A 22,463-nucleotide genomic window follows, 5' to 3' on the forward strand; every position below is an offset into this window, starting at 1 on the left:
CCCATCACTGTGTGGTCTGGAAATTACAGTGCCGCTTCGTCAGCTTCGCCGGTACGGATGCGAATGACGCGCTGCAATTCAGCGACGAAAATTTTGCCGTCGCCAATTTTTCCGGTGTAAGCCGCTTTGCTGATGACATCGATGACTTCATCCAGCTGATCGTCGGCAATCGCCACATCGATCTTCACTTTTGGCAGGAAGTTGACGCTATATTCGGCGCCGCGGTAGAGCTCCGCGTGACCTTTTTGACGGCCAAATCCTTTAACTTCAGTGACCGTCAGGCCCTGAATGCCGATGGAAGACAAGGCTTCACGCACGTCTTCCAGTTTGAATGGTTTGATTACCACGGTAACCAGCTTCATAAGTCCCCTCCAGTCAGTATTCGGTAATGGCCGCAGCTAACACGATGGATATAAAGCAAGGGCTATGCCAGAAATGAAAAAAGGCCGCAGAGCGGCCCTTTGATGGCAAAAAATAGAAGACAGGTCAGGCAATAGCCTGCGCAAAGACATTTGCTGCGCAAAAATGCACCACGACGGTGCATTTCATGTAACGTTTTTGCACCATGGCAGGCCGCCCAGCGTTCCCTGCCTGCTGGTGGTGCATCAGGCGCTGAGCGATTCCTCTCTGGCGCTGGCCGCCAGCTCTTCGCCGGCCAGCTGCAGCTGATACATCTGCCAGTAACGGCCTTTCGCCGCCAGCAGCTGCTGATGGGTGCCCCGCTCAACAGCCTGACCGCGATGCAGAACCAGGATGGTATCGGCCTCGACAATGGTCGACAGCCGATGAGCGATGACCACCAGAGTGGTATGCTGGCGAACCTTCGCCAGCGCCTGCTGGATCGCCTGCTCGGTGCCGGAGTCGATGTTGGCCGTCGCCTCATCCAAAATCAGAACCTGCGGGGTGTCCACCAGCACGCGCGCCAGCGCCAGCAGCTGTTTCTGCCCGACGGAGAGATTATTGCCCTGCTCACCCAGTTGGGTGTACAGACCCTCGCTCATGCTGCGCGCCACCGCCGCCAGCTGTACTGCCTCCAGCGCTTCCCAGACCTGCGTTTCACTGATGTCCCGACCCAGCGCGACGTTAGCGTAGAAGGTATCTGCCAGCACCACGGGATCCTGCTGCACCATCGCGATGCCCCGACGCAACGCGCTGTGGCTGAGCGAAGAGAGCGGTCGGCCATCGATGCGGATCTCCCCGTGGGTTAACGGGTAATAGCCCATCATCAGACTGGCGAGGGTACTTTTTCCGCTGCCGGTATGTCCGACCAGCGCCACGAAACTGCGGGAGGGAATATCCAGCGTGATATCCTGCAGGACCAGGCGGTCTCCCCGGTAGGCAAAGGAAAGATGGTCAATTTCCACCCGGCCGCTGCCCAGCGGCGCGTCATCCGAACCCCACGCCTGGCGCGGGCGATCCATCAGCTCGAAAACACGTTCGCCGGCAACCACCGCCTGCTGCAGCATCGACTGCTGGGTGGTCAGCTCGATAAGCGGCTCGTTGAGACGCCCAAGATAGCTGATAAACGCGTACAGGACTCCGACCTCAATCGTGCCCGCCGCGCTAAAGCCAAACAGCATCAGCAGCCCGCACAGCACCAGCGAGGAAAAAAGGCTCAGCAGCGGGCGCAGCAGAAAACCGTCGAGGCGTAGCGTCTGCATCCGCGCCAGATAGTGGGCATAGCTGGCCTCGCGCATCCGTTCGCCAAAGCGCGCCTGCTGGCGAAACTGCTGGATCACTCCCATGCCGTTGATCACTTCGTTGAAGCCATCGTTGATATCGGCAAGCCAGGCGCGCACCCGCCGCACGATCGGCGTGCTATAGCGCTGATAGATGATCATTACGATCAGCACCGCCGGGAAAATCGCGATCGCCACCAGCGCCATCCGCCAGTCGAGACTGAACATCGCCACCAGCATCGCGCCGATCAGCGCTGCGCTGCGCAGCACCGTCGCCACCACCGTCACGTACAGATCGCGAATCACCTCCGTATCGTTGGTCACCCGTGAGATAAGTTGTCCGACTGGCTGGGTGTCGAACTCGCTAAGCGGCTGATGCAGGGCGGCATCCATCACGTCGCTGCGCAACTGCTGAACGACGCCGACCGCGGCGCGGTTAAACAACAGCGACTGGTTATAGTGCAGGAGCGCCGCCAGCAGCTGCAGGCCAATATAGGCTGCCGCCAGGCCTGCCACCAGCTTCAGGGGCAGCGTATGTTTCGCCACCATATTGTCGATAAAATAGCTGATGAGCAGCGGGCCGCTCACTTCCGCCGCCGCCGCGATCCACATCATCCCCACCGCGATGGCCAGCGGCTTACGCCACGGTGAACCATAGGCCAGCAGACGTTTAAGCGTCGGCCAGAGTTCCGTAAAGCTACGCATCCAGGGCCTCCTCTTGCGCCTGCGGAACCTCATCGAGCGCCGCCTCAAGCTGCTGATAACGATACATATCGCGATACCAGCCGGGCTGCACGGCCAGCGCCTCATGGCGGCCACGCTGGGCAATATGCCCATGCTGCAGCACCAGAATTTCGCTGGCCTCGGTGAGCGCCGACAGCCGGTGGGCGCTGATGATCACCGTCCGTCCCTCCCCCCACTGGCGCAGGTTGTGCAGGATCTGGTGCTCGGTGCGGCCATCCACCGCCGATAAGGCATCGTCGAGGATCAGGATTTCGGCCTCCAGCAGCAGGGCGCGGGCGATAGAGATGCGCTGTTTCTGACCGCCGGAGAGCATCACGCCGCGCTCGCCCACTTCGGTCTCGTAGCCCTGAGGCAGACGCAGAATGTCGTCATGCACGCTGGCCAGCCGCGCCACCCGCTCAATCTGTTCCGCCGTCGCATCCGGTTTTCCCAGCGCGATATTATTGGCGACGGTGTCGGAGAATAAAAACGGCGTCTGATTGACTACCGCCAGCCGGGCGCGCCAGCTGTCGAGCTGCAGACGCGGCAGCGGCAGATCGTGAAAGCGGATCTCGCCGCTGGTGACGTCAAAATGACGTTGCAGCAGCGCCAGAATGGTGCTTTTGCCGGCGCCCGTCGGCCCGCAGATGCCCAGCATTTGCCCGGGCTGGAGGGTAAAATTAACCTGCTCCAGCGAAGGTTTGCTCGCCTGCGGATAGATGAAATCGCGAATAGCAACCTGCAGGACGCCGCGGCCTGCCGGTACTGCCTCGGTCCCGTCGTCCACCGCCGGCGCCTCTTCGAGCATCGTGCGGATACGGCCATAGGCCGCGCTACCGCGCTCAACAATGTTAAACATCCACGCCAGCGCCAGCATCGGCCAGATCATCAGGCCAAGATACATCACGAAGCTGGTCAGCTGGCCCAGCGTCAGGCTGCCGTGGATCACCATCCAGCTGCCGCCGCCGATGGCCAGCAGATTAGCCGCCCCGATGGCGATATAGATGGTGGGGTCGAAGCGGGCGTCAATGCGCGCCACGCGCATATTTTTTGCGCCGGTATCGGCTGCATCGGCGGCAAACTGCGCCGACTGGCGATCCTCCAGCCCAAACGCCTTGATCATGCGAATGCTGGTCAGGCTCTCCTGCGTACGATCGTTGAGGCTGGAAAAGGCCGCCTGAGCCACGCGGAAACGTTCGTGAAGCGCGTCGCCGTTGCGTTTAATCGCCAGGGCCATCAGCGGCATCGGCAGCAGCGCCAGCAGGGTGAGCTGCCAGCTAATCTGCGTCGACATCACAATCAATACCGCACAGCCCATCACCAGGGAGTCCACCAGGGTTAATACCCCTTCGCCAGCGGCAAACACCACCCGGTCCACGTCATTGGTGGCGCGGGCGATCAGATCCCCGGTGCGATGGCGCAAATAGAACGCCGGATGCTGGCGACTCAGCTGCCGATAAAAATCTTCCCGCAGCTCGACCGCCAACTGATAAGAAGCACCGAACAACAGTACGCGCCAGACATAGCGCAGCAGGTAGACCATCACCGCGATCAACACCAGCGCGCCGATCCACATCCACACCTTCTCCGCGGTGTAATGTTGTTGCGTCACGCCATCCACCACAATGCCCACCACCTTCGGCGGAATAAGCTGCAGGACGGCAATAATGGCCAGCAGGGCAATCGCGCCAAGATAGCGGCGCCACTCCCGGCGGAAGTACCAGCTGAGTTGAGCAAATAATCGCAAGCAGTAAGATCCTGATTTTGTAATGGGTTACGGCACAATACCGTTATTCGACAGGCAAGGCGGTGGTATATTTTATCTGTTCCATGGCAAAACTCGAAGTGACATCTGACAGACCGGGCACACTGTTCACTAAACGTTTATAAAAGTCGTCATAGCGTTTCATATCAGCCACCTGCACCCGTAGCAGGTAGTCATACTCACCCGCCATCCGCCAGAAGCCGAGCACTTCCGCCATCTGTGTCACTTCGCTAACGAACTGACAGTACCAGTCGCTGCTGTGATGTTGGGTCTTGATGAGGACAAACGCCGTCAGCCCCAGCCCCACCTTTTCCGCGTCCAACAGGGCGACGCGCCCACGGAGAATCCCCTCATCTTCGAGCCGTTTCAGGCGTTTCCAGCAGGGCGTGGTGGTCAGATTAACGGCATCGGCCAGCGCCTGCAAAGAGAGGGTACAATCTTCCTGCAGCAGCGCCAGCAGCTTACGGTCAATTTTATCTAGCATCGGGCATCCTAAGAGAAAATTTTGCTCTCATAATGGTAATCCAAAGATTAAATGGCAACAATTTTCCCTCCCCTTTCCGCTAAGCTAGGCACAAAATGACAAACAGGAAATCACGATGAATAGCGCCTGGGTTAAACACGCCATTAGCGAAATCAATGCCGACTATCAGCGCTCCGCCGACACGCACCTGATCCGTCTGGCGCTGCCCGCTTTTCCGGGCATCCACCTGTATCTGAAAGATGAAAGTACTCACCCCACCGGCAGCCTGAAGCATCGCCTGGCGCGGTCGCTGTTTCTCTATGGCTTGTGCAACGGCTGGATCAAAGAAGGCACGCCAATTATAGAGTCCTCCTCAGGATCAACCGCCGTTTCGGAGGCCTATTTCGCCCGGCTGCTGGGGTTGCCGTTTATCGCTGTGATGCCTTACTGCACCGCCAAGCGCAAAATCGAACAGATCGAGTTTTACGGCGGACGCTGCCATTTTGTGCAAAGCGCCTGCGAAATCTACGACGCGTCTGAGACTCTGGCCCGCGAACTGAACGGCCATTATATGGATCAGTTTACCTTTGCCGAGCGGGCCACCGACTGGCGCGGCAATAACAATATCGCCGACAGTATTTTCCGCCAGATGAGCCATGAGCCGCACCCGCAGCCATCGTGGATCGTCATGAGCGCCGGCACCGGCGGCACCTCGGCAACCATCGGCCGCTATATTCGCAGCCAGGGTCATGAGACGCAGCTGATGGTCGTTGACCCGCAGAATTCGGTATTCCTTGATTACTGGCAGACCCGCGACGCCAGTCTGCGCAGCCCGGTCGGCAGCAAAATTGAAGGCATCGGTCGCCCGCGCGTCGAACCGTCGTTTATTCCTGATGTTGTCGACGAGATGCTGCGTGTGCCGGATGCGGCGAGCGTAGCCACCGCCCTGTGGCTGGAAACGCAGCTTGGGCGCAAGGTCGGCGCCTCGACCGGCACCAATATGTGGGGTGTATTGCAGCTGGCCGCGCGGATGCGCGAGGAGGGTCGCACCGGCTCGATAGTGACACTCCTGTGCGACAGCGGCGAGCGTTACCTGGAAAGCTATTACAACCCGCAGTGGGTGGCGGACAATATCGGCGATATTGCGCCCTGGCAGGCGGAGATCGCCGGTCTGGTCGAAAGGCGATAAAAAAAGCCAGATAGAAGACTATCTGGCTTGCTGGAAGGGTCTCTCTATTCGGGGGAATAAGGAAGATCAGGATTATCCAGCCAATGTGTTAAAAAGTGGGAGACTGCCTGATTCCGGCAGTCGCCAATTACCGGCAGATGCGGCAGCTCAGCTTTCAGCTGCGGCATCGCGTTGCCCATGATGAACCCCCGCCCAACGCTGCCCAGCATCTCGCGGTCGTTCATCGCATCGCCGAAAGCCATGCACTCCTGCAGGGTGAAGCCTAAATGCTGGCTGAGTACCGCCAGCGCCGCGCCTTTATTGCAGCCAACCGGCAGCACCTCCAGACAGTCCATCGCCGAGAAGCAGAGAAATGCGCGATCGCCGAGCGTCTCATTCAGCTGGATCCGCAGACGGCGCAAATCGTCATGATCGCCGCAGAAACAGATCTTGGTGACATGCTGCGCCGACAGGCGCTTCAGATCGCACAGTTGATAGTGAAAGCCGCTGAAGACATGCGCTTGCAATAATTCAGGCCTTGCCTGGCCGGTGAACCAGCCGCCATCGTTAAAGACGTGCATGCTGGCCTGGGTATCCCATTTGCTGTGTAGCACCGTTTCCGCCGCCTCGGGAGCGAGATCCTGGCGATAAAGCTCGTCCCCTTCCAGCGAATGGATGCGCGTCCCATTGCCGGTGATCAAAAATGCATCAAGGGAAAATTCGCCAATCACATGGTGCATCTCCAGCACATGGCGGCCGGTGGCGAAGGTCAAGGTGATATCGCGCTCACGCAGCCGTTTCAGCGCGGAAAGCGTCTTTTCTCCAAGACGATGGTCCGGCATCAGCAGGGTGCCGTCCATATCAAATGCCGCCAGTTTTGCCATGGTATATTCCCCGATGTGTGATGGACTTCGCTTGTGTTGCAGTATCACCTGGGATATACGGAAGTAATAGTGAATAGATATTATTAATTGTTCCGGGTTTACAGCGGCCCGGTGGATGACGGCCCCCATGCGACTCTTACACCGTTTAAATCAGTACCAGCGATTGTGGCAACCCTCAGCCGGGGCGCCACAGCAGGTCACCGTCGGCGAACTGGCGGAGCGCTGTTTTTGCAGCGAGCGCCACGTCCGCACTCTGCTGCGTCAGGCGCAGGAGGCCGGGTGGCTAAGCTGGCAGGCCAGCTCCGGGCGCGGCAAACGCGGACAGCTCTCATTTCACAAAACCCCGGACAGTCTGCGCAACGAGATGATGGAGCAGGCGCTGAGCAAAGGCCAGCAACAGAATGCGCTGGAGCTAGCGCAACTGGCCCCGGTGGAGCTGAAAGCCCTGCTCCATCCTTTCCTCGGCGGTCAGTGGCAAAACAATACCCCGACGCTGCGTATTCCTTACTATCGCCCGCTGGAGCCGCTGCGCCCCGGCTTTCTGCCCGGACGCGCCGAGCAGCATCTGGCCGGGCAGATCTATGCCGGGCTGACGCGCTTCGACGAAGGCGACAATATGCCGATCGGCGATCTGGCGCACCACTGGCAGGTCTCCCCGGACGGTCTGCGCTGGCATTTTTATATTCGCTCCACGCTGTACTGGCACAATGGCGATGCGGTGGAAACCGCGCAGTTGCGACAGCGGTTACAGCTGCTGCTTGAGCTGCCCGCCTTACGGACCCTCTTCGCCAGCATCAGCCATATCGATGTCACTCACGCCCAGTGTCTAACCATCACGCTGCATCATCCTGATTACTGGCTGCCGTTCCGCCTGGCCAGCTACTGCAGCGTGCTGGCGCATCCTGACGATCCGGCCATCGGCTGCGGGCCGTTCCGCCTGAAGCGGTTTAGCCCGGAACTCGTCCGGCTGGAAAACCATCCCCGCTACCACCTCCAGCATCCGCTGATCCAGGCGGTAGAGTACTGGATCACCCCTCAGCTTTTCGACCGCGATCTCGGCACCAGTTGCCGCCATCCGGTGCAGATCACCATCGGCGATCGCGAAGATCTGCATAATCTGCGCCAGGTCAGCAACAGCATCAGCCTTGGCTTCTGCTATTTGACCCTGCGCCACAGCCCTCGGCTTAGCAAAGCGCAGGCCCAGCGGCTGGTGTCGATAATCCATCACTCGTCGCTACTGGATACGCTGCCACTGGACGAGGACCTGATTACGCCAAGCCATGAAGTGCTGCCGGGATGGTCTATCCCGCAGGGACCGGCAAACAACGCGGTACCGCTGCCGGCCAGGCTCACCCTGCTCTATCATCTGCCGGTCGAGCTACATGCGATGGCCGAACAGCTGAGGCAACGTCTGGCTCTGCTGGGCTGCGAGTTGACGCTCCTGTTTCACGACGCTAAAAACTGGGAAGGCTGCCAGCACCTGGGGCAGGTCGACCTGATGATGGGTGACCGTCTGATCGGCGAAGCGCCGGAGTACGCCCTGGAACAGTGGCTGCGCTGCGATATGCTGTGGCCTAATTTGCTGACCGGGGCGCAATATGCTCATCTGCAGGCGACATTAGACGCGGTGCAGTCTCAGCCCGACGCCCGCAGCCGCAACGATGCGTTGCGCAACGTATTTAACAACCTGATGGAAGACGCCATCATGACGCCGCTGTTCAAGTATAACTATCGGATCAGCGCGCCACCGGGGGTCAATGGCCTGCGCCTCAACGCCCGGGGCTGGTTCGACTTCGCCAGCGCCTGGCTGCCGGCCTCGTCGACGTGAGAGAGCTGGTGATGGCGGGCGTCTGGCGCTACCATATCGCCTTTATTCATTTAGTCAGGAATTGCCATGAAACGCGCCGTAGTTGTCTTCAGCGGAGGACAAGATTCAACCACCTGTCTGGTGCAGGCTCTGCAACAGTATGATGAAGTGCATTGCGTCACTTTTGATTATGGCCAACGCCACCGCGCGGAAATCGACGTTGCGCGCGAACTCGCCCTGAAACTGGGCGCCGTCGCGCATAAAGTGCTGGACGTCACTCTGCTCAACGAACTGGCAGTCAGCAGCCTGACCCGCGATAACATTCCGGTACCGGACTATCAGCCTGATGCCGAGGGCATTCCCAACACCTTTGTCCCCGGGCGCAATATTCTGTTTTTAACCCTGACGGCAATCTACGCCTATCAGGTAAAGGCCGAAGCCATCATCACCGGCGTGTGCGAGACCGACTTCTCCGGCTACCCGGACTGCCGTGATGAGTTTGTCAAAGCGCTGCACCACGCCGTCAGCCTGGGTATGGCGAAAGACATTCGCTTTGAGACGCCGCTGATGTGGCTGAATAAAGCCGAGACCTGGGCGCTCGCCGACTACTGGGGTCAGCTGGATCTGGTGCGCCAGGAAACCCTCACCTGCTACAACGGCATTAAGGGCGATGGCTGTGGCCAGTGTGCCGCCTGTAACCTGCGCGCAAACGGACTCAATCAGTACCTGGGCGATAAGGTCGGCGTAATGGCGGTGATGAAGCAAAAAACCGGGCTGGCACAGGCATAGCCTCCGGGGAGCGATTTACCGGAGCTTTGACTCAAATTCCCCGGTGGCGCTACGCTTACCGGGGCTACGGGTTCATCACCTGCCGTGGGCCCGTCACTCGCACGGCGGTTGTCAGCGCAAGTTCATCTGGTCAAGTTTCTCGCGCAGTTCCCCCTCCAGCGGCAGCGCCTTCTGGGTTTTTAAATCGATACAGACGAAGGTAATCAGCGCATCGGCCACCACTTCGCCATTGGGGTTGAGGGTGACCACCTGGCTGAGGGTACCGCTTTTGCCGTTGAGTTGCTCCAGTTTGCTACTCACCGTCAGTACATCACCTAAAACCGCTGGACGACGGTAATTAATATTGATGTTCACCACCACAAAGGCGATGTTTTTCTCCATCATCCACTGAAACGCGGGGCTGTTCTCCAGGCCATCCCAGCGCGCCTCCTCAAGGAACTCCAGATAGCGTGCGTTGTTCACATGCTGATAGACGTCCAGATGATAGCCACGAACTTTAATTTGTGTCTGCATAGCACCAATGCCTTTCTGTTATTGTTGTTTATCAGGTAAGAGGTCACACCACTTGATGCAACCTCTTTATCCTGGCAAAAATTCACCGCTGTGCAAGCGCTGGCATAAAATTTACAACGTCAGATGAGCTAAATTCCGCTCCACCAGCGCACTCCCCATCCCTGGCACCTGCTTCAAATCATCCAGGGTTTTGAACGGCCCGTACTCTTCGCGGTAGCTGACAATCGCCTGGGCTTTTTTCAGGCCTACGCCATTCAGTGCCTGCGCCAGCTGTTCAGCGCTGGCACGGTTAATGCTGACCTTTGTCGCCACGTTGTCGGCCTCGCCGGGCACCGCTTCCGCCTTCGCCGAAGCGGTCGCCTGCACATTTTCTTTATTCACCGCCGCTTTGCCGCTGGCGGACGCAGCCAGCGCGCCCTGTATGCCTACCGCGAAAATCAGAACGCCCGCGGCCATCAGTGCTTTTATTCCATATTTCATGCTGAGATCTCCTTGTGTGTAGACAGCAAGGTCACGATAGCGTCAGTGCGGATGGTCGACAAAAGGCAAATCACAGAAATGGAAAGGGCCGCGAAAGCGGCCCTTGAGGATTACATCGTGTTGCTCATTTTTGCGAGACGACGCGAAATTACTGCTGCTGGTCGATGCTGTCGCCGAGCTTAATTTTCGCTGCCTTGCGCAGGTTGCTCATCAGCGCTTCGAAAGCGATTTGGGCATTGTTCTGGGTAATCCCCTGAACCATGGCCTTCTTCTGCTCTTCCGGCATGTTGCCTGCTTTCACTTCATCCAGCGCCACCAGCACCACATCGCCTTGCATATTGCTGCCAACGCCGTAGACCGGTTTGCCCTGCTGCGGCAACGGCAGAGTGAATGCCAGCTGGCTCAGCGGATCCTGGCCGGTACGGGAGAGCGTCTGCGGCGCGCCAAAGCTCAGGCCAGCCGCCTTCATCGCGTCATCGCCTTTGCCGTCTTTCAGCGCCGCCAGCAGCTTGTCTGCATCCAGTTTCGCCTGCTGTTCCGCTTTATTGTGCTTAACCATATCGCTGACCTGCGCCTTCACTTCGGCCAGCGGTTTCACCGCCTCGGCTTTGTGCTCGCTGATACGCAGAACAAATGCGCGATCGCCGTCAACGGTAATGATGTCGGAGTTGCTGCCCGGTGCGCCGTTCTCACCCACCAGACCGCCGTTGAAGATAGCGTCAGCGACCGGTTTAAAGTTCAGCTCTTCCGGCAGGTTATCGCGACCAAACCAGCCGGTTTCTACGACCTTCAGCCCGGCAACCTGCGCCGCGCCCGCCAGCGATTCATTATCGTTGCTGGCCGCATCGCTCACCTTCTGCTGCAGCGCGTAGTAAGCATCCAGCGCTTTTTCCTGCTTCACTTTCGCCGCAATGTCATTGCGCACGTCAGCCAGCGGCTTCACCTGCGCCGGCTGGACGTCATCCAGACGGGCCACCAGGAAGCCAACCGAGGATTTAATCACGCCGGAGAGCTGACCTTTCTCTTTCAGCCCGGCGTTTTTCAGCTCTGGCACGGTAGAGGCATCTTCCATCCACCCCATATCACCGCCGTTGCGGGCAGAGATAATATCGGTCGATTTTTCTTTCGCCAGCGTGGCGAAATCTGCCCCTTTTTGCAGCTCAGCCAGCACCGCTTTCGCATCGGCTTCGGTTTTGGTCTGAATCACGCTGTAGCGGTTGCGCTGCGGCTGAGTGAACTGATCCTTGTGCTGATCATACCAGGACTGAATCTCTTCGTCAGAGGCACTTTCCTGCATGCTGGCGGCATCCATTTTGATATAGCTGACGCGGAACTGCTCCGGCGCCATAAAACGGGCCTGATTCTGCTGCCAGAAGGCGTTGATTTCCTCATCGCTGGCGGTCTGTTTTGCCGCCAGGGCGTTTACGTTGATGGTCGCTTCGCGCACTACCCGCTGCTGAGATACCAGCGACGCCAGCTGATCGGACTCGCCCGGCAGCATGAAGTCGGTACCGGCAATGGCGTTAATCAGTTGCTGCGTGGTCAGCTGGTTACGCAGCGCCTGGGCGTACTGATCGGTGGTCATCCCCATCTGGGCGACAATGCCGCTGAAACGCTGGTTGTCGAACTTACCGTCCGTCTGGAACGCCTGGGTCTGGAAGATGGCCTGCTTCACCTGCTCATCGCTGATGCTGAGGCCCAGCTCGCGGGCATACTGATCCAGAAGCGATTCATCGATCAGGCGGTTCAGCACCTGCTGGCGCATAGTCTTCATGTAGTTTTCGTTCGCCGCCAGCTCGGAGAACTGGTCGCCAAGCTGCTGCTGCATACGGTTACGTTCGCTGGCGACGGCGTTTTCAAACTGCCCACGACCAATCTCCTGGCCGTTCACTTTTGCGGCATAGTTTTTGCCACCGCCAATCAGGTAACCACTCACCCCGGTCAAAATGAACGAGACGATAATGATACCGAAAATAATCTTGAGCACGACGCTGTTGGCGGCCGTGCGTAGGTTGTCCATCATGGTGTAACAACGCTCCGCTGTAGATGACTTTAGCTCGCGCAGCATAGCACGTGATGGCCGCCGCGCGTGAGGACGTATTTTGACAAGAAAACAGGGTGATTGTCAGCCCACAAGTGGCGATAAACACACATAAAGTGGTCTGAAAAGGCAATAAAAAAGGCACATCTCACGATGCGCCCTTGTACTTCGTCACATTCCCTGACGGGAAAGCCGATCAGTTCACCGCGTCTTTCAGCGCTTTACCAGCACGGAAGCCCGGTACTTTTGCGGCAGCGATAGTAATTTCTTTACCTGTTTGTGGGTTGCGACCAGTACGGGCGGCACGTTCTTTAACAGCAAAGGTACCAAAACCTACCAGCGCAACGTCATCCCCGGCCTGCAGAGATTCAGTAACAGAAGCGATTAAAGCATCTAACGCACGTCCAGCTGCAGCTTTAGAAATGTCCGCACCCGCAGCAATTTTGTCAATCAGTTGAGATTTATTCACTGTTCTCTTCCTCTCTTTATAATTTATATCGCACCGGAGTCCTTCATAGTGCGACCGCGCAGCAGTTATATCAGGACTGTCATGCCCTTACAACAGCAGTTGTCGATGACCCCCCTGCCAGCGATCTAAGTTAGCTACACAAAAAAAGGCTGGCAAGTGCGAAATGCCTTACCAGCCCTATTTTTATTAGCGCAATTTGCGCAGAATCACTATTTCGCGGTCACAACCTGCATGCCGAACGGTTCGTTTTGCAGCGCAAGTGTCAGAACTTCCTCGATTCGTTTCACCGGATGGATATCTAAATCGGCGATAACGTTATCTGGAATTTCTTCAAGGTCGCGTTTGTTCTCATCAGGAATCAGAACAGTCTTAATGCCGCCGCGATGCGCCGCCAGCAGTTTTTCCTTCAGACCGCCGATCGGCAGTACCTGACCACGCAGAGTAATTTCCCCGGTCATCGCCACATCGGCGCGGACTGGGTTACCCGTCAGACAGGAGACCAGCGCCGTGCACATGGCAATCCCCGCGCTCGGGCCATCTTTCGGCGTCGCCCCTTCCGGCACGTGGACGTGAATGTCACGCTTCTCGTAGAAATCGGCGTTAATGCCCAGTTTGTCCGCCCGTGAACGTACCACGGTCAGCGCAGCCTGAATTGATTCCTGCATTACCTCACCCAGCGAACCGGTGTAGGTCAGCTTGCCTTTGCCCGGAACGCAGGCGGTTTCGATGGTCAGCAGATCGCCGCCCACTTCGGTCCACGCCAGACCGGTGACCTGACCAACGCGGTTCTCGCTGTCGGCACGACCATAGTCGAAGCGCTGTACGCCAAGATAATCATGCAGATTCTCACCGTTAATTTCGATGTGTTTCAGCGACTTATCCAGCAGCAGCTGCTTAACGGCCTTACGGCACAGCTTGGAGATTTCACGCTCCAGACTACGAACGCCCGCTTCCCGCGTGTAGTAACGAATAATACCGATAATGGCGCTATCGTCGACGGTCAGCTCGCCTTTTTTCAGCGCGTTACGTTCGATCTGCTTCGGCAGCAGGTGACGTTTGGCGATGTTCAGCTTTTCATCTTCGGTATAACCGGAGAGGCGAATCACTTCCATGCGGTCCAGCAGCGGCGCCGGAATGTTCATGGAGTTGGAAGTCGCCACGAACATCACGTCGCTGAGATCGTAATCCACTTCCAGGTAGTGGTCGTTAAAGGCCACGTTCTGTTCCGGATCCAGCACCTCAAGCAACGCGGAAGCCGGATCGCCGCGCATGTCGGAAGACATTTTGTCGATCTCATCCAGCAGGAACAGCGGGTTTTTGACCCCTACTTTCGCCATTTTCTGGATCAGTTTGCCCGGCATCGAGCCAATATAGGTCCGACGGTGACCGCGGATTTCCGCTTCATCGCGCACGCCGCCCAGCGCCATGCGCACGTATTTCCGTCCGGTCGCTTTGGCGATGGATTGGCCCAGCGAGGTTTTACCTACCCCCGGCGGTCCCACCAGACAAAGGATCGGCCCCTTGATTTTGTTCACCCGGCTCTGCACCGCGAGATATTCAAGGATGCGGTCCTTCACGCGCTCCAGACCATAGTGATCGGTATCGAGGATCTCCTGGGCCTGACGCAGGTCTTTTTTGACCTTACTGCGCGCATTCCACGGCACCTGCACCATCCAGTCGATGTAGCCACGCACGACGGTCGCTTCCGCAGACATCGGCGACATCATCTTCAGCTTCTGCAGTTCCGCTTCGGTTTTTTCTTTCGCCTCTTTAGGCATTTTCGCCGCGTCGATCTTGCGCTTCAGCGCTTCGTTTTCGTCCGGGGCGTCGTCCATCTCACCGAGTTCTTTCTGAATCGCTTTCATTTGCTCGTTCAGATAGTACTCGCGCTGGGATTTCTCCATCTGCTTTTTGACGCGGTTGCGAATGCGCTTCTCAACCTGCAGCAGATCGATTTCCGATTCCATCATCGCCATCAGATATTCCAGACGTTCGTTGACGTCGGACATCTCAAGCACAGACTGCTTGTCAGCCAGCTTCAGCGGCATGTGCGCCGCGATGGTATCCGCCAGGCGCGCCGGATCGTCGATGCTGTTCAGCGACGTCAACACTTCCGGTGGGATCTTCTTGTTCAGCTTGATATAGCCTTCAAACTGGCTGATAGCGGTGCGAACCAGCACTTCCTGCTCGCGTTCGTCAATCGCCGGCGAGTCGAGATACTCCGCTTTCGCCGAGAAATGCTCGCCATTATCAGACAGCGCAGAAATGCGTGCACGCTGCAGCCCTTCGACCAGCACCTTCACGGTGCCGTCCGGCAGCTTCAGCATCTGCAAAATAGACGCCACGGTTCCAACGGTGAAAAGATCGTTTACACCCGGCTCATCCGTCGACGCTTCTTTCTGCGCAACCAGCATGATTTTTTTATCATGGTCCATGGCCGCTTCGAGGCAACGGATAGATTTTTCCCGCCCTACGAACAGGGGTATGACCATGTGCGGATAAACCACCACATCGCGCAATGGCAATACGGGGATTTCAATGCGTTCAGAACGCTCAGGATTCATAGAGCTCTCTCTTAGTTTAAAGTCCGCCAGGTAGCCGACGACGCCACACTCCACTGCATCGTCGTTAATATGTAATCCAGTATATGGGGATGTATTCCACACATTCAACGGCGGGAATGCAGGAAAAATAAAAGGGGAGATAAAATCCCCCCTTTTTGTTAACTGCTTGAGTGAATTGGCTAATTATTCACCAGATGCCTGCTGGGCTTCGGGTTTGCCGTAGATCAGCAGCGGCTTGCTTTGACCGGCGATAACCGACTCATCAATGACCACTTTTTCGACATCTTCCATCGAAGGCAGGTCATACATGGTATCCAGCAGCGCTGCTTCCACAATGGAACGCAGACCACGGGCGCCGGTTTTACGCGCCATTGCTTTCTTGGCGATGGCATCCAGCGCTTCGTCGCGGAACTCAAGCTCTGCGCCTTCAAGGCTAAACAGCGCCTGGTACTGCTTGGTCAGAGCGTTTTTCGGCTCTTTCAGGATCTGGATCAGTGCTTCTTCGCTCAGCTCATTCAGGGTCGCCACCACCGGCAGACGGCCGATGAATTCCGGGATCAGACCAAACTTGATCAGATCTTCCGGCTCGACCTGGGCCAGCAGCTCGCCTTCGCTCGCTTTGTCGGACTTCGCTTTTACCGTCGCGCCAAAACCAATGCCGGAGCCGGTTTCAACACGGTGAGAGATCACTTTGTCCAGGCCAGCAAATGCCCCGCCGCAGATAAACAGAATCTTGGAGGTATCAACCTGCAGGAACTCCTGTTGCGGATGTTTACGCCCGCCCTGTGGCGGAACGGCGGCAACGGTGCCTTCGATAAGCTTCAGCAGCGCCTGCTGTACACCTTCGCCGGAGACATCGCGGGTAATCGACGGGTTATCGGATTTACGCGAAATTTTGTCGATTTCGTCGATATAAACGATGCCGCGCTGCGCTTTCTGCACGTCATAATCGCACTTCTGCAGCAGTTTCTGAATGATATTTTCGACGTCCTCTCCCACATAACCGGCTTCGGTCAGGGTGGTGGCGTCCGCCATGGTAAACGGCACATCCAGCAGGCGCGCCAGCGTTTCCGCCAGCAGCGTTTTACCGGAGCCGGTCGGCCCGATCAGCAGGATGTTACTTTTACCCAGCTCTACGCCATTGCTGGTATCGCCATTGCGCAGACGTTTGTAGTGGTTGTATACCGCGACCGCCAACACTTTCTTCGCCTGTTCCTGACCGATGACGTAGTCATCAAGGTGATGGCGAATCTCGTGCGGCGTCGGCAGCGCGCTGCGCTCGCGGTGCGGCGCAACTTCTTTAATCTCTTCGCGAATGATGTCGTTACATAAATCAACGCATTCGTCGCAGATATACACGGATGGCCCGGCGATCAGCTTACGCACTTCATGCTGGCTTTTGCCGCAAAAAGAGCAATACAACAATTTGCCCGAACCATCTTTGCGTTTATCTGTCATGAGTCCAAACCTCTTTTTAAGTTCTTTGTGCCGCACACGACGACGCAAATGCCATTCTCAGGCGCAAGCCGCCATATAGCGTTGTGCCGCCCTTCATTAGTATATACACAAAATCCTTCGCGCTACATCGAGGCGGTGGTGAAGCTACCGGCCGCGAGCCTGCCCGGCAAGCGCCCGGTATAAGACCAACCACCTACGCAGACGTGGCGAGAAGGATGAAGCGTAAAGCGGCACCCTTGCGCCTTGGGCATCAATTACGATGGGTCAAAATAGAGTCGACCAGCCCGTACTCCACGGCCTCCGCAGCAGACAGGAAGCGGTCACGCTCGGTGTCACGCTCAATCTGCTCAAGAGACTGGCCGGTATGATGCGCCATCAGCTCATTCATGCGTCCTTTCACCTTCAGGATTTCGCGGGCATGGATCTCAATATCCGTCGCCTGTCCCTGATAGCCGCCCAGCGGCTGGTGGATCATCACGCGGGAGTTCGGCAGGCAGAAGCGCTTGCCTTTCGCTCCGGCGGTCAGCAGGAACGCGCCCATGGAAGCGGCCTGGCCCATACAGATGGTGCTGACATCCGGCTTGATGAACTGCATGGTGTCATAAATCGACATCCCGGCGGTGATCACCCCGCCCGGAGAGTTAATGTACAGGTAAATGTCTTTTTCCGGGTTTTCCGCTTCCAGAAACAGCATCTGCGCCACGATCAGGTTGGCCATGTGGTCTTCAACCTGGCCGGTCAGAAAAATGACGCGTTCCTTAAGCAGACGGGAGTAGATATCAAAAGAACGTTCACCGCGTGAGGTCTGTTCAATGACCATCGGCACCAGGGCCATATGGGGTGCAAAGTTGTCTCGTTCGCCACTGTATGACATTTCCGTCTCCTGGAGTAATTTTAAAATACCTGCTGCACTGATTGTAACCTTACGGACGGATTATCAGCCACAGTTTCTATCCGCTGAACGCGTCACCGCCTCTTTAACACGCGTGCGATTGCGGATGCAGTTGCCTCCCCCGGTAATGGGGATGGTGTTGCCATATTTCAAGCATAACAAGCTTTTGCTGTAACGCTATCATGGTAAATGCGTTTTAGCACCGTGCCTGAGGCTATCATTATCTTAAAAAAAAACCCGCCGCCTTTCGGCAACGGGTTTTTGCTCGAACCTTAAACAATCGCGGCGAAATTACGCCTGCTGGTTCATCAGTTCGTTGAAGGAAGTGGCTTTTTCAGACACTTTGGCTTTCGCCAGCACAGCTTCAACAGCCTGTTCTTCCAGCGCCACGTTGCGCATGTTGTCCATCAGCTCTTTGTTCTTGCTGTAGAACTCAACCACTTCTGACGGATCTTCGTACGCAGAAGCCATCTCTTCGATCAGGCCTTTCACGCGCTCTTCGTCAGCTTTCAGCTCGTTGGTGCGAATCACTTCGCCCAGCAGCAGACCGACAACAACGCGGCGTTTAGCCTGCTCTTCGAACAGCTCGCGCGGCAGTTCCAGAGCCTGTTTCTCGTTGCCACCGAAACGCTGAGCAGCCTGACGACGCAGCACGTCGATTTCGCTGTCGATCAGGGCAGCCGGAACGTCGATCTCGTTGGCTTTAACCAGGCCTTCGATAGCCTGAGACTTCACGCGGTTACGCACAGCGCCTTTCAGCTCGCGCTCCATGTTTTTACGCACTTCAGCGCGCAGGCCAGCAACGGAACCATCTTCCACGCCGAAACGTTTGATGAATTCTTCAGTCAGCTCCGGCAGTTCACGCTCTTCAACTTTTTTCAGGTTGATAACGAACTTAGCCGCTTTACCTTTCAGGTTTTCTGCGTGGTATTCTTCCGGGAAGGTCACGTCGATGGTGAACTCTTCACCCGCTTTGTGGCCTTTGATACCGTCTTCGAAGCCCGGGATCATACGACCCTGGCCCATCGCCAGTACGAAATCAGAGGCTTTGCCGCCTTCGAATTCTTCGCCGTCTACAGAACCGGTGAAGTCGATGGTGACGCGATCTTCAGCGTCAACGGCGCCATCTTTTTCTTTCCAGGTCGCCTGCTGCTTGCGCAGGGTTTCCAGCATAGTATCAACGTCAGCGTCGGTGACTTCAACAACCGGTTTTTCAACTTCGATCGCGTCCAGACCCTGCAGTTCAACTTCCGGATACACTTCGAACTCTACCGCGTAGGTGAAGTCTTCGCCCAGTTTGTATTCGCCCGGAACGTAGTTCGGCGCGCCGGCCGGATTAATTTTTTCTTTGATGATCGCGTCAACGAAATGACGGCTCATCAGGTCACCCAGCACGTCCTGGCGAACGGATGCGCCATAACGCTGAGCAACAATATTCATCGGCACTTTGCCTTTACGGAAGCCGTCAATGCGAACTTTTTTCGCTACGTTGACCAGCTCGCTTTTGACAGCATTCTCGATGCTGTCAGCGGCGATAGTAATCGTTACACGGCGCCCAAGGCCCTGAGTGGTTTCAACTGAAACTTGCATCTTGTTACCTCAAAAAAATCACAGTGCTCGGTCAACTCTGGAAGCGCGTGTAGGTGGCTTCGCAGAACCGGGATGCCCTCTTCAAATCAGAAACACATTCCCTGTCGTCAGAATCATCCCGAAGACATTCATATATAAGACGCGGCATTATAGCGGCATCACTTTTGTGAGTCGAGAACGGTTGTCGCCTGGTGCTGCGGCATTTTTCACATTTCCCGCTCAAATTTGCCCGCAAAAGCGCTGACTTTGCGCATTTTCCAGGCAAAACAAAACGGCCCGTAGGCCGTTTTTGCTAAATCTGCAAGCAACATACTGGAAAAGCGCCAGCGGTTGCAAATGGGATTTCTAGGCGATACTCCCCGCACCGCGGCACGGCGGCGAGGCGAATACCGTATCCTGTAATGCTTCCCATTCTTTAATCGTATAGGTGTGCAGCGCCAGGGCATGCACTGTACTCGACAGCTCCTCGGTTAGCGTGCCGTAGATCATACGGTGGCGGTTGAGGAAACGTTCGCCAGTGAAGCGATCGCTCACTAACACCACTTTAAAATGACTTTCAGAGCCCGCTGGGACGTTGTGACGATAACTTTCATCCACGACTTCGAGATACATCGGGTCGAACGCTGCTCTAAGTTTTGCTTCGATCTGTTCACGTATCATCATGAATTTTCTCCTCCGACAACGCTGAGATGCCGCCACTCCATTTAAATGTTAGCCGCTTTTACCGCTTCCATTAGGAGAAAACAACAAAAAATTAGCATTGTTCTGATATTTTCATTCAAAAGTATCACGTTTACTGGCTCTGATCGCCAAATCCGCCGGGGAACAAGCCATTAACCGAGGCGGGACGCTCAGAAAACCGCCAGCACGATGGATTTACACGCGTTGCCACTTCCCCTTGCCGTTGGCGATGCTATGATGGCGGTAATTTTCCTTATAACAACACCATGCGTTGAGACCTGAACATGCTTAAGAAGATCCTTTTCCCGTTGGTCGCCATGTTTATGCTGGCAGGATGCGCCACGCCGCCGACCACTATTGAAGTATCGCCGAAAATCACGCTGCCGCAGCAGGATCCGAGCCTGATGGGCGTGACCGTCAGCATTAACGGCGCCGACCAGCGTCCGGACCAGGCGCTGGCGAAAGTGACGCGTGACAATCAGCAGGTCACTCTCACCGCCTCTCGCGATCTGCGCTTCCTGCTGCAGGAAGTGCTGGAGAAACAGATGACGTCTCGCGGCTACATGATTGGCCCGAACGGCGCGGTCGATCTGCAGATCATCGTTAACAAACTCTATGCTGACGTCTCTCAGGGTAACGTGCGTTATAACATCGCCACCAAAGCCGATATCGCCATTATTGCCACTGCGGCAAACGGCACGAAGATGACCAAAAACTACCGCGCCAGCTACTCCGTTGAAGGCGCCTTCCAGGCCTCGAACAAAAACATCGCTGATGCCGTCAACAGCGTCCTGACCGATACCATCGCCGATATGGCGCAGGACACCAGCATCCACGATTTCATCAAGCAAAACGCGCGTTAATGCCACCACGAACCCGGCCTCCGCCGGGTTCGTGCTTTATGCTATGTCCAGTCACTACTTACGCATTTTTCAGCAGCCGAAATCAGCGATTTTGCTGATCCTTGGTTTCGCCTCCGGTCTGCCGCTGGCTCTCACCTCCGGCACCCTACAGGCCTGGATGACGGTGGAAAATATCGATCTGAAAACGATCGGTTTTTTCTCACTCGTCGGCCAGGCCTATGTCTTTAAATTCCTCTGGTCCCCGCTAATGGACCGCTACACGCCGCCCTTTCTTGGACGTCGTCGCGGCTGGCTGTTGACCACCCAGGTATTACTCCTGCTGGCGATCGCGGCGATGGGCTTTCTTGAGCCGGTCACCCAATTACGCTGGATGGCGGCGCTGGCGGTGGTTATCGCCTTCTGCTCGGCGTCACAGGATATTGTGTTCGACGCCTGGAAAACCGACGTATTGCCGGCAGAAGAGCGTGGCGCCGGCGCGGCGATCAGTGTGCTGGGCTATCGCCTCGGGATGCTGGTCTCCGGCGGACTAGCCCTGTGGCTTGCCGACCGCTATCTCGGCTGGCAGGGGATGTACTGGCTGATGGCGGCGCTGCTGGTGCCCTGTATTATCGCCACACTGCTGGCGCCCGAACCGAGCGATGTTATCCCGGTTCCCAGATCGCTGGAGCAGGCGGTAGCCGAACCGCTGCGCGATTTTTTCGGCCGCAACAACGCCTGGCTGATTCTGCTGCTTATCGTCCTTTATAAGCTTGGCGACGCGTTTGCCATGAGTCTGACCACCACCTTCCTGATCCGCGGCGTGGGGTTTGACGCTGGTGAAGTGGGCATGGTGAACAAAACCTTAGGCCTGTTTGCCACCATTCTCGGCGCCCTGTACGGCGGCGTCCTGATGCAGCGGCTGACGCTGTTTCGAGCGCTGCTCATTTTCGGTTTGCTGCAGGGGGTCTCTAACGCCGGTTACTGGCTGCTGTCGATTACCGATAAGCACCTCTATTCCATGGCGACCGCGGTATTCTTTGAAAACCTGTGCGGAGGAATGGGAACGGCGGCGTTTGTCGCACTGCTGATGACGCTATGCAATAAATCATTCTCCGCCACCCAGTTCGCGCTGCTCTCGGCGCTCTCTGCGGTAGGTCGCGTGTACGTCGGGCCGATCGCCGGCTGGTTTGTCGAGGCCCACGGCTGGTCGACGTTCTATCTCTTCTCTGTTGTCGCGGCGGTGCCGGGGATTGCCCTGCTGCTGCTATGCCGGCAAACGCTTGAGCATACCCAGCGCACGGCTAGCTTTATGCCGCGAAGCGAGTTCCCGCAGGCCTACGCGCTGGCGCTGGGGATCCTGACGCTGGGCTGCCTGCTGCTGACGGTATGGCTGATACTACTGATCATGAACGCGCTGGATTATACGGCATTCTCCTTCCTGCCCGGCCTGCTGGAGGTTGCCGCGCTCACCGCCGTTGGCGGTATTTTGTTCGGCGGACTGCTTGACTATCTGGCGCTGCGTAAAACCCGCCTGATTTAAGGATGCTGCATCATTATTAGCCGTTGTAATTACGAAACGTAATTATAACGGCTTATTAACGCTTTTATATTGCCCGCTGCGCTATTTGTTGTTTTGTGCGTTTTTGTTTTCTGGA

19 protein-coding genes are annotated in these 22,463 nt (G+C 56.7%); 5 read left to right on the forward strand and 14 right to left on the reverse strand.

What is annotated here, in order from left to right:
• Positions 1–23: 23 nt before the first annotated feature.
• From glnK to LGL98_RS19295, 4 genes are all read right to left on the reverse strand, one after another.
• The gene (gene glnK / locus LGL98_RS19280; protein ID WP_002891893.1) at positions 24–362 is read right to left on the reverse strand and encodes a P-II family nitrogen regulator; all 339 of its coding nucleotides are present in this window, start codon (positions 360–362) and stop codon (positions 24–26) included.
• A 243-nt stretch (positions 363–605) separates the two neighbouring features.
• Positions 606–2,384, reverse strand: coding sequence for a SmdB family multidrug efflux ABC transporter permease/ATP-binding protein (locus tag LGL98_RS19285; RefSeq protein WP_136033455.1), 1,779 nt, complete (start codon positions 2,382–2,384; stop codon positions 606–608).
• Positions 2,377–4,149 carry a SmdA family multidrug ABC transporter permease/ATP-binding protein gene (locus LGL98_RS19290; protein ID WP_136033457.1) on the reverse strand — a complete coding sequence of 591 codons (1,773 nt, stop codon included), beginning with the start codon at positions 4,147–4,149 and terminating at the stop codon, positions 2,377–2,379. The genes LGL98_RS19285 and LGL98_RS19290 overlap by 8 nt, the downstream gene beginning before the upstream one ends.
• 43 nt (positions 4,150–4,192) lie before the next feature.
• Positions 4,193–4,651, reverse strand: a complete 459-nt coding sequence (locus LGL98_RS19295) for an Lrp/AsnC family transcriptional regulator (RefSeq protein WP_002891873.1) — start codon at positions 4,649–4,651, stop codon at positions 4,193–4,195.
• Between the two features lie 115 nt (positions 4,652–4,766).
• Between LGL98_RS19295 and LGL98_RS19300 the strand changes: the two genes are divergently transcribed.
• Positions 4,767–5,819: a PLP-dependent cysteine synthase family protein gene (locus tag LGL98_RS19300; protein WP_136033459.1), complete on the forward strand. Its 1,053-nt coding sequence runs from the start codon at positions 4,767–4,769 to the stop codon at positions 5,817–5,819.
• 44 nt (positions 5,820–5,863) lie between these two features.
• Here LGL98_RS19300 and cof read toward each other — a convergent pair whose 3' ends face one another.
• Complete coding sequence (cof, locus tag LGL98_RS19305; protein ID WP_136033461.1) at positions 5,864–6,682, reverse strand: HMP-PP phosphatase; 819 nt, start codon at positions 6,680–6,682, stop codon at positions 5,864–5,866.
• Positions 6,683–6,809: 127 nt separating this feature from the next.
• Here cof and LGL98_RS19310 point away from each other — a divergent pair, with 127 nt between their 5' ends.
• Positions 6,810–8,510: an SgrR family transcriptional regulator gene (locus LGL98_RS19310; RefSeq protein WP_136033463.1), complete on the forward strand. Its 1,701-nt coding sequence runs from the start codon at positions 6,810–6,812 to the stop codon at positions 8,508–8,510.
• Positions 8,511–8,576: 66 nt separating this feature from the next.
• Positions 8,577–9,278, forward strand: coding sequence for a 7-cyano-7-deazaguanine synthase QueC (gene queC, locus LGL98_RS19315; protein ID WP_061155548.1), 702 nt, complete (start codon positions 8,577–8,579; stop codon positions 9,276–9,278).
• Positions 9,279–9,389: 111 nt separating this feature from the next.
• Here queC and LGL98_RS19320 read toward each other — a convergent pair whose 3' ends face one another.
• From LGL98_RS19320 to bolA, 9 genes are all read right to left on the reverse strand, one after another.
• Positions 9,390–9,791 carry a YbgC/FadM family acyl-CoA thioesterase gene (locus LGL98_RS19320; RefSeq protein WP_008805405.1) on the reverse strand — a complete coding sequence of 134 codons (402 nt, stop codon included), beginning with the start codon at positions 9,789–9,791 and terminating at the stop codon, positions 9,390–9,392.
• Between the two features lie 111 nt (positions 9,792–9,902).
• A complete protein-coding gene (locus LGL98_RS19325; protein WP_136033465.1) occupies positions 9,903–10,271 on the reverse strand; it encodes a helix-hairpin-helix domain-containing protein in 369 nt (122 codons plus the stop codon).
• Between the two features lie 148 nt (positions 10,272–10,419).
• Complete coding sequence (gene ppiD / locus LGL98_RS19330; RefSeq protein ID WP_136033467.1) at positions 10,420–12,294, reverse strand: peptidylprolyl isomerase; 1,875 nt, start codon at positions 12,292–12,294, stop codon at positions 10,420–10,422.
• 214 nt (positions 12,295–12,508) lie between these two features.
• Positions 12,509–12,781, reverse strand: a complete 273-nt coding sequence (gene hupB / locus LGL98_RS19335) for a nucleoid-associated protein HU-beta (RefSeq protein ID WP_002444653.1) — start codon at positions 12,779–12,781, stop codon at positions 12,509–12,511.
• A gap of 209 nt (positions 12,782–12,990) precedes the next feature.
• The gene (gene lon, locus LGL98_RS19340; RefSeq protein WP_004151336.1) at positions 12,991–15,345 is read right to left on the reverse strand and encodes an endopeptidase La; all 2,355 of its coding nucleotides are present in this window, start codon (positions 15,343–15,345) and stop codon (positions 12,991–12,993) included.
• Positions 15,346–15,528: 183 nt separating this feature from the next.
• Positions 15,529–16,803, reverse strand: coding sequence for an ATP-dependent protease ATP-binding subunit ClpX (clpX, locus tag LGL98_RS19345; protein ID WP_002891807.1), 1,275 nt, complete (start codon positions 16,801–16,803; stop codon positions 15,529–15,531).
• Between the two features lie 250 nt (positions 16,804–17,053).
• On the reverse strand, positions 17,054–17,677 hold the full coding sequence (gene clpP, locus LGL98_RS19350) for an ATP-dependent Clp endopeptidase proteolytic subunit ClpP (RefSeq protein WP_002891804.1): 624 nt from the start codon (positions 17,675–17,677) through the stop codon (positions 17,054–17,056).
• A 309-nt stretch (positions 17,678–17,986) separates the two neighbouring features.
• Positions 17,987–19,285, reverse strand: coding sequence for a trigger factor (gene tig / locus LGL98_RS19355; protein WP_136033469.1), 1,299 nt, complete (start codon positions 19,283–19,285; stop codon positions 17,987–17,989).
• Positions 19,286–19,630: 345 nt separating this feature from the next.
• Complete coding sequence (gene bolA, locus LGL98_RS19360; protein ID WP_025710659.1) at positions 19,631–19,948, reverse strand: transcriptional regulator BolA; 318 nt, start codon at positions 19,946–19,948, stop codon at positions 19,631–19,633.
• Positions 19,949–20,250: 302 nt separating this feature from the next.
• Between bolA and LGL98_RS19365 the strand changes: the two genes are divergently transcribed.
• Together LGL98_RS19365 and ampG are read left to right on the forward strand one after the other, a co-directional pair.
• Positions 20,251–20,829 (forward strand): lipoprotein, encoded by a 579-nt coding sequence (locus LGL98_RS19365; RefSeq protein WP_136033471.1) that lies wholly within the window; start codon positions 20,251–20,253, stop codon positions 20,827–20,829.
• Positions 20,830–20,872: 43 nt separating this feature from the next.
• Positions 20,873–22,348 (forward strand): muropeptide MFS transporter AmpG, encoded by a 1,476-nt coding sequence (ampG, locus tag LGL98_RS19370; RefSeq protein ID WP_136033473.1) that lies wholly within the window; start codon positions 20,873–20,875, stop codon positions 22,346–22,348.
• Positions 22,349–22,463: the final 115 nt, after the last annotated feature.

Origin of the sequence: Klebsiella africana (genome assembly GCF_020526085.1) — a bacterium.
GTDB classification, from domain to species: Bacteria; Pseudomonadota; Gammaproteobacteria; order Enterobacterales; family Enterobacteriaceae; genus Klebsiella; species Klebsiella africana.

Excerpts from the sequence above, each read along its gene's own strand:
- glnK (WP_002891893.1), bottom strand. The coding sequence starts at position 362 with ATGAAGCTGGTTACCGTGGTAATCAAACCATTCAAACTGGAAGACGTG.
- LGL98_RS19285 (WP_136033455.1), bottom strand. The coding sequence starts at position 2,384 with ATGCGTAGCTTTACGGAACTCTGGCCGACGCTTAAACGTCTGCTGGCC.
- LGL98_RS19295 (WP_002891873.1), bottom strand. The coding sequence starts at position 4,651 with ATGCTAGATAAAATTGACCGTAAGCTGCTGGCGCTGCTGCAGGAAGAT.
- LGL98_RS19300 (WP_136033459.1), top strand. The coding sequence starts at position 4,767 with ATGAATAGCGCCTGGGTTAAACACGCCATTAGCGAAATCAATGCCGAC.
- cof (WP_136033461.1), bottom strand. The coding sequence starts at position 6,682 with ATGGCAAAACTGGCGGCATTTGATATGGACGGCACCCTGCTGATGCCG.
- LGL98_RS19310 (WP_136033463.1), top strand. The coding sequence starts at position 6,810 with ATGCGACTCTTACACCGTTTAAATCAGTACCAGCGATTGTGGCAACCC.
- queC (WP_061155548.1), top strand. The coding sequence starts at position 8,577 with ATGAAACGCGCCGTAGTTGTCTTCAGCGGAGGACAAGATTCAACCACC.
- LGL98_RS19320 (WP_008805405.1), bottom strand. The coding sequence starts at position 9,791 with ATGCAGACACAAATTAAAGTTCGTGGCTATCATCTGGACGTCTATCAG.
- LGL98_RS19325 (WP_136033465.1), bottom strand. The coding sequence starts at position 10,271 with ATGAAATATGGAATAAAAGCACTGATGGCCGCGGGCGTTCTGATTTTC.
- ppiD (WP_136033467.1), bottom strand. The coding sequence starts at position 12,294 with ATGATGGACAACCTACGCACGGCCGCCAACAGCGTCGTGCTCAAGATT.
- lon (WP_004151336.1), bottom strand. The coding sequence starts at position 15,345 with ATGAATCCTGAGCGTTCTGAACGCATTGAAATCCCCGTATTGCCATTG.
- clpX (WP_002891807.1), bottom strand. The coding sequence starts at position 16,803 with ATGACAGATAAACGCAAAGATGGTTCGGGCAAATTGTTGTATTGCTCT.
- clpP (WP_002891804.1), bottom strand. The coding sequence starts at position 17,677 with ATGTCATACAGTGGCGAACGAGACAACTTTGCACCCCATATGGCCCTG.
- tig (WP_136033469.1), bottom strand. The coding sequence starts at position 19,285 with ATGCAAGTTTCAGTTGAAACCACTCAGGGCCTTGGGCGCCGTGTAACG.
- bolA (WP_025710659.1), bottom strand. The coding sequence starts at position 19,948 with ATGATGATACGTGAACAGATCGAAGCAAAACTTAGAGCAGCGTTCGAC.
- LGL98_RS19365 (WP_136033471.1), top strand. The coding sequence starts at position 20,251 with ATGCTTAAGAAGATCCTTTTCCCGTTGGTCGCCATGTTTATGCTGGCA.
- ampG (WP_136033473.1), top strand. The coding sequence starts at position 20,873 with ATGTCCAGTCACTACTTACGCATTTTTCAGCAGCCGAAATCAGCGATT.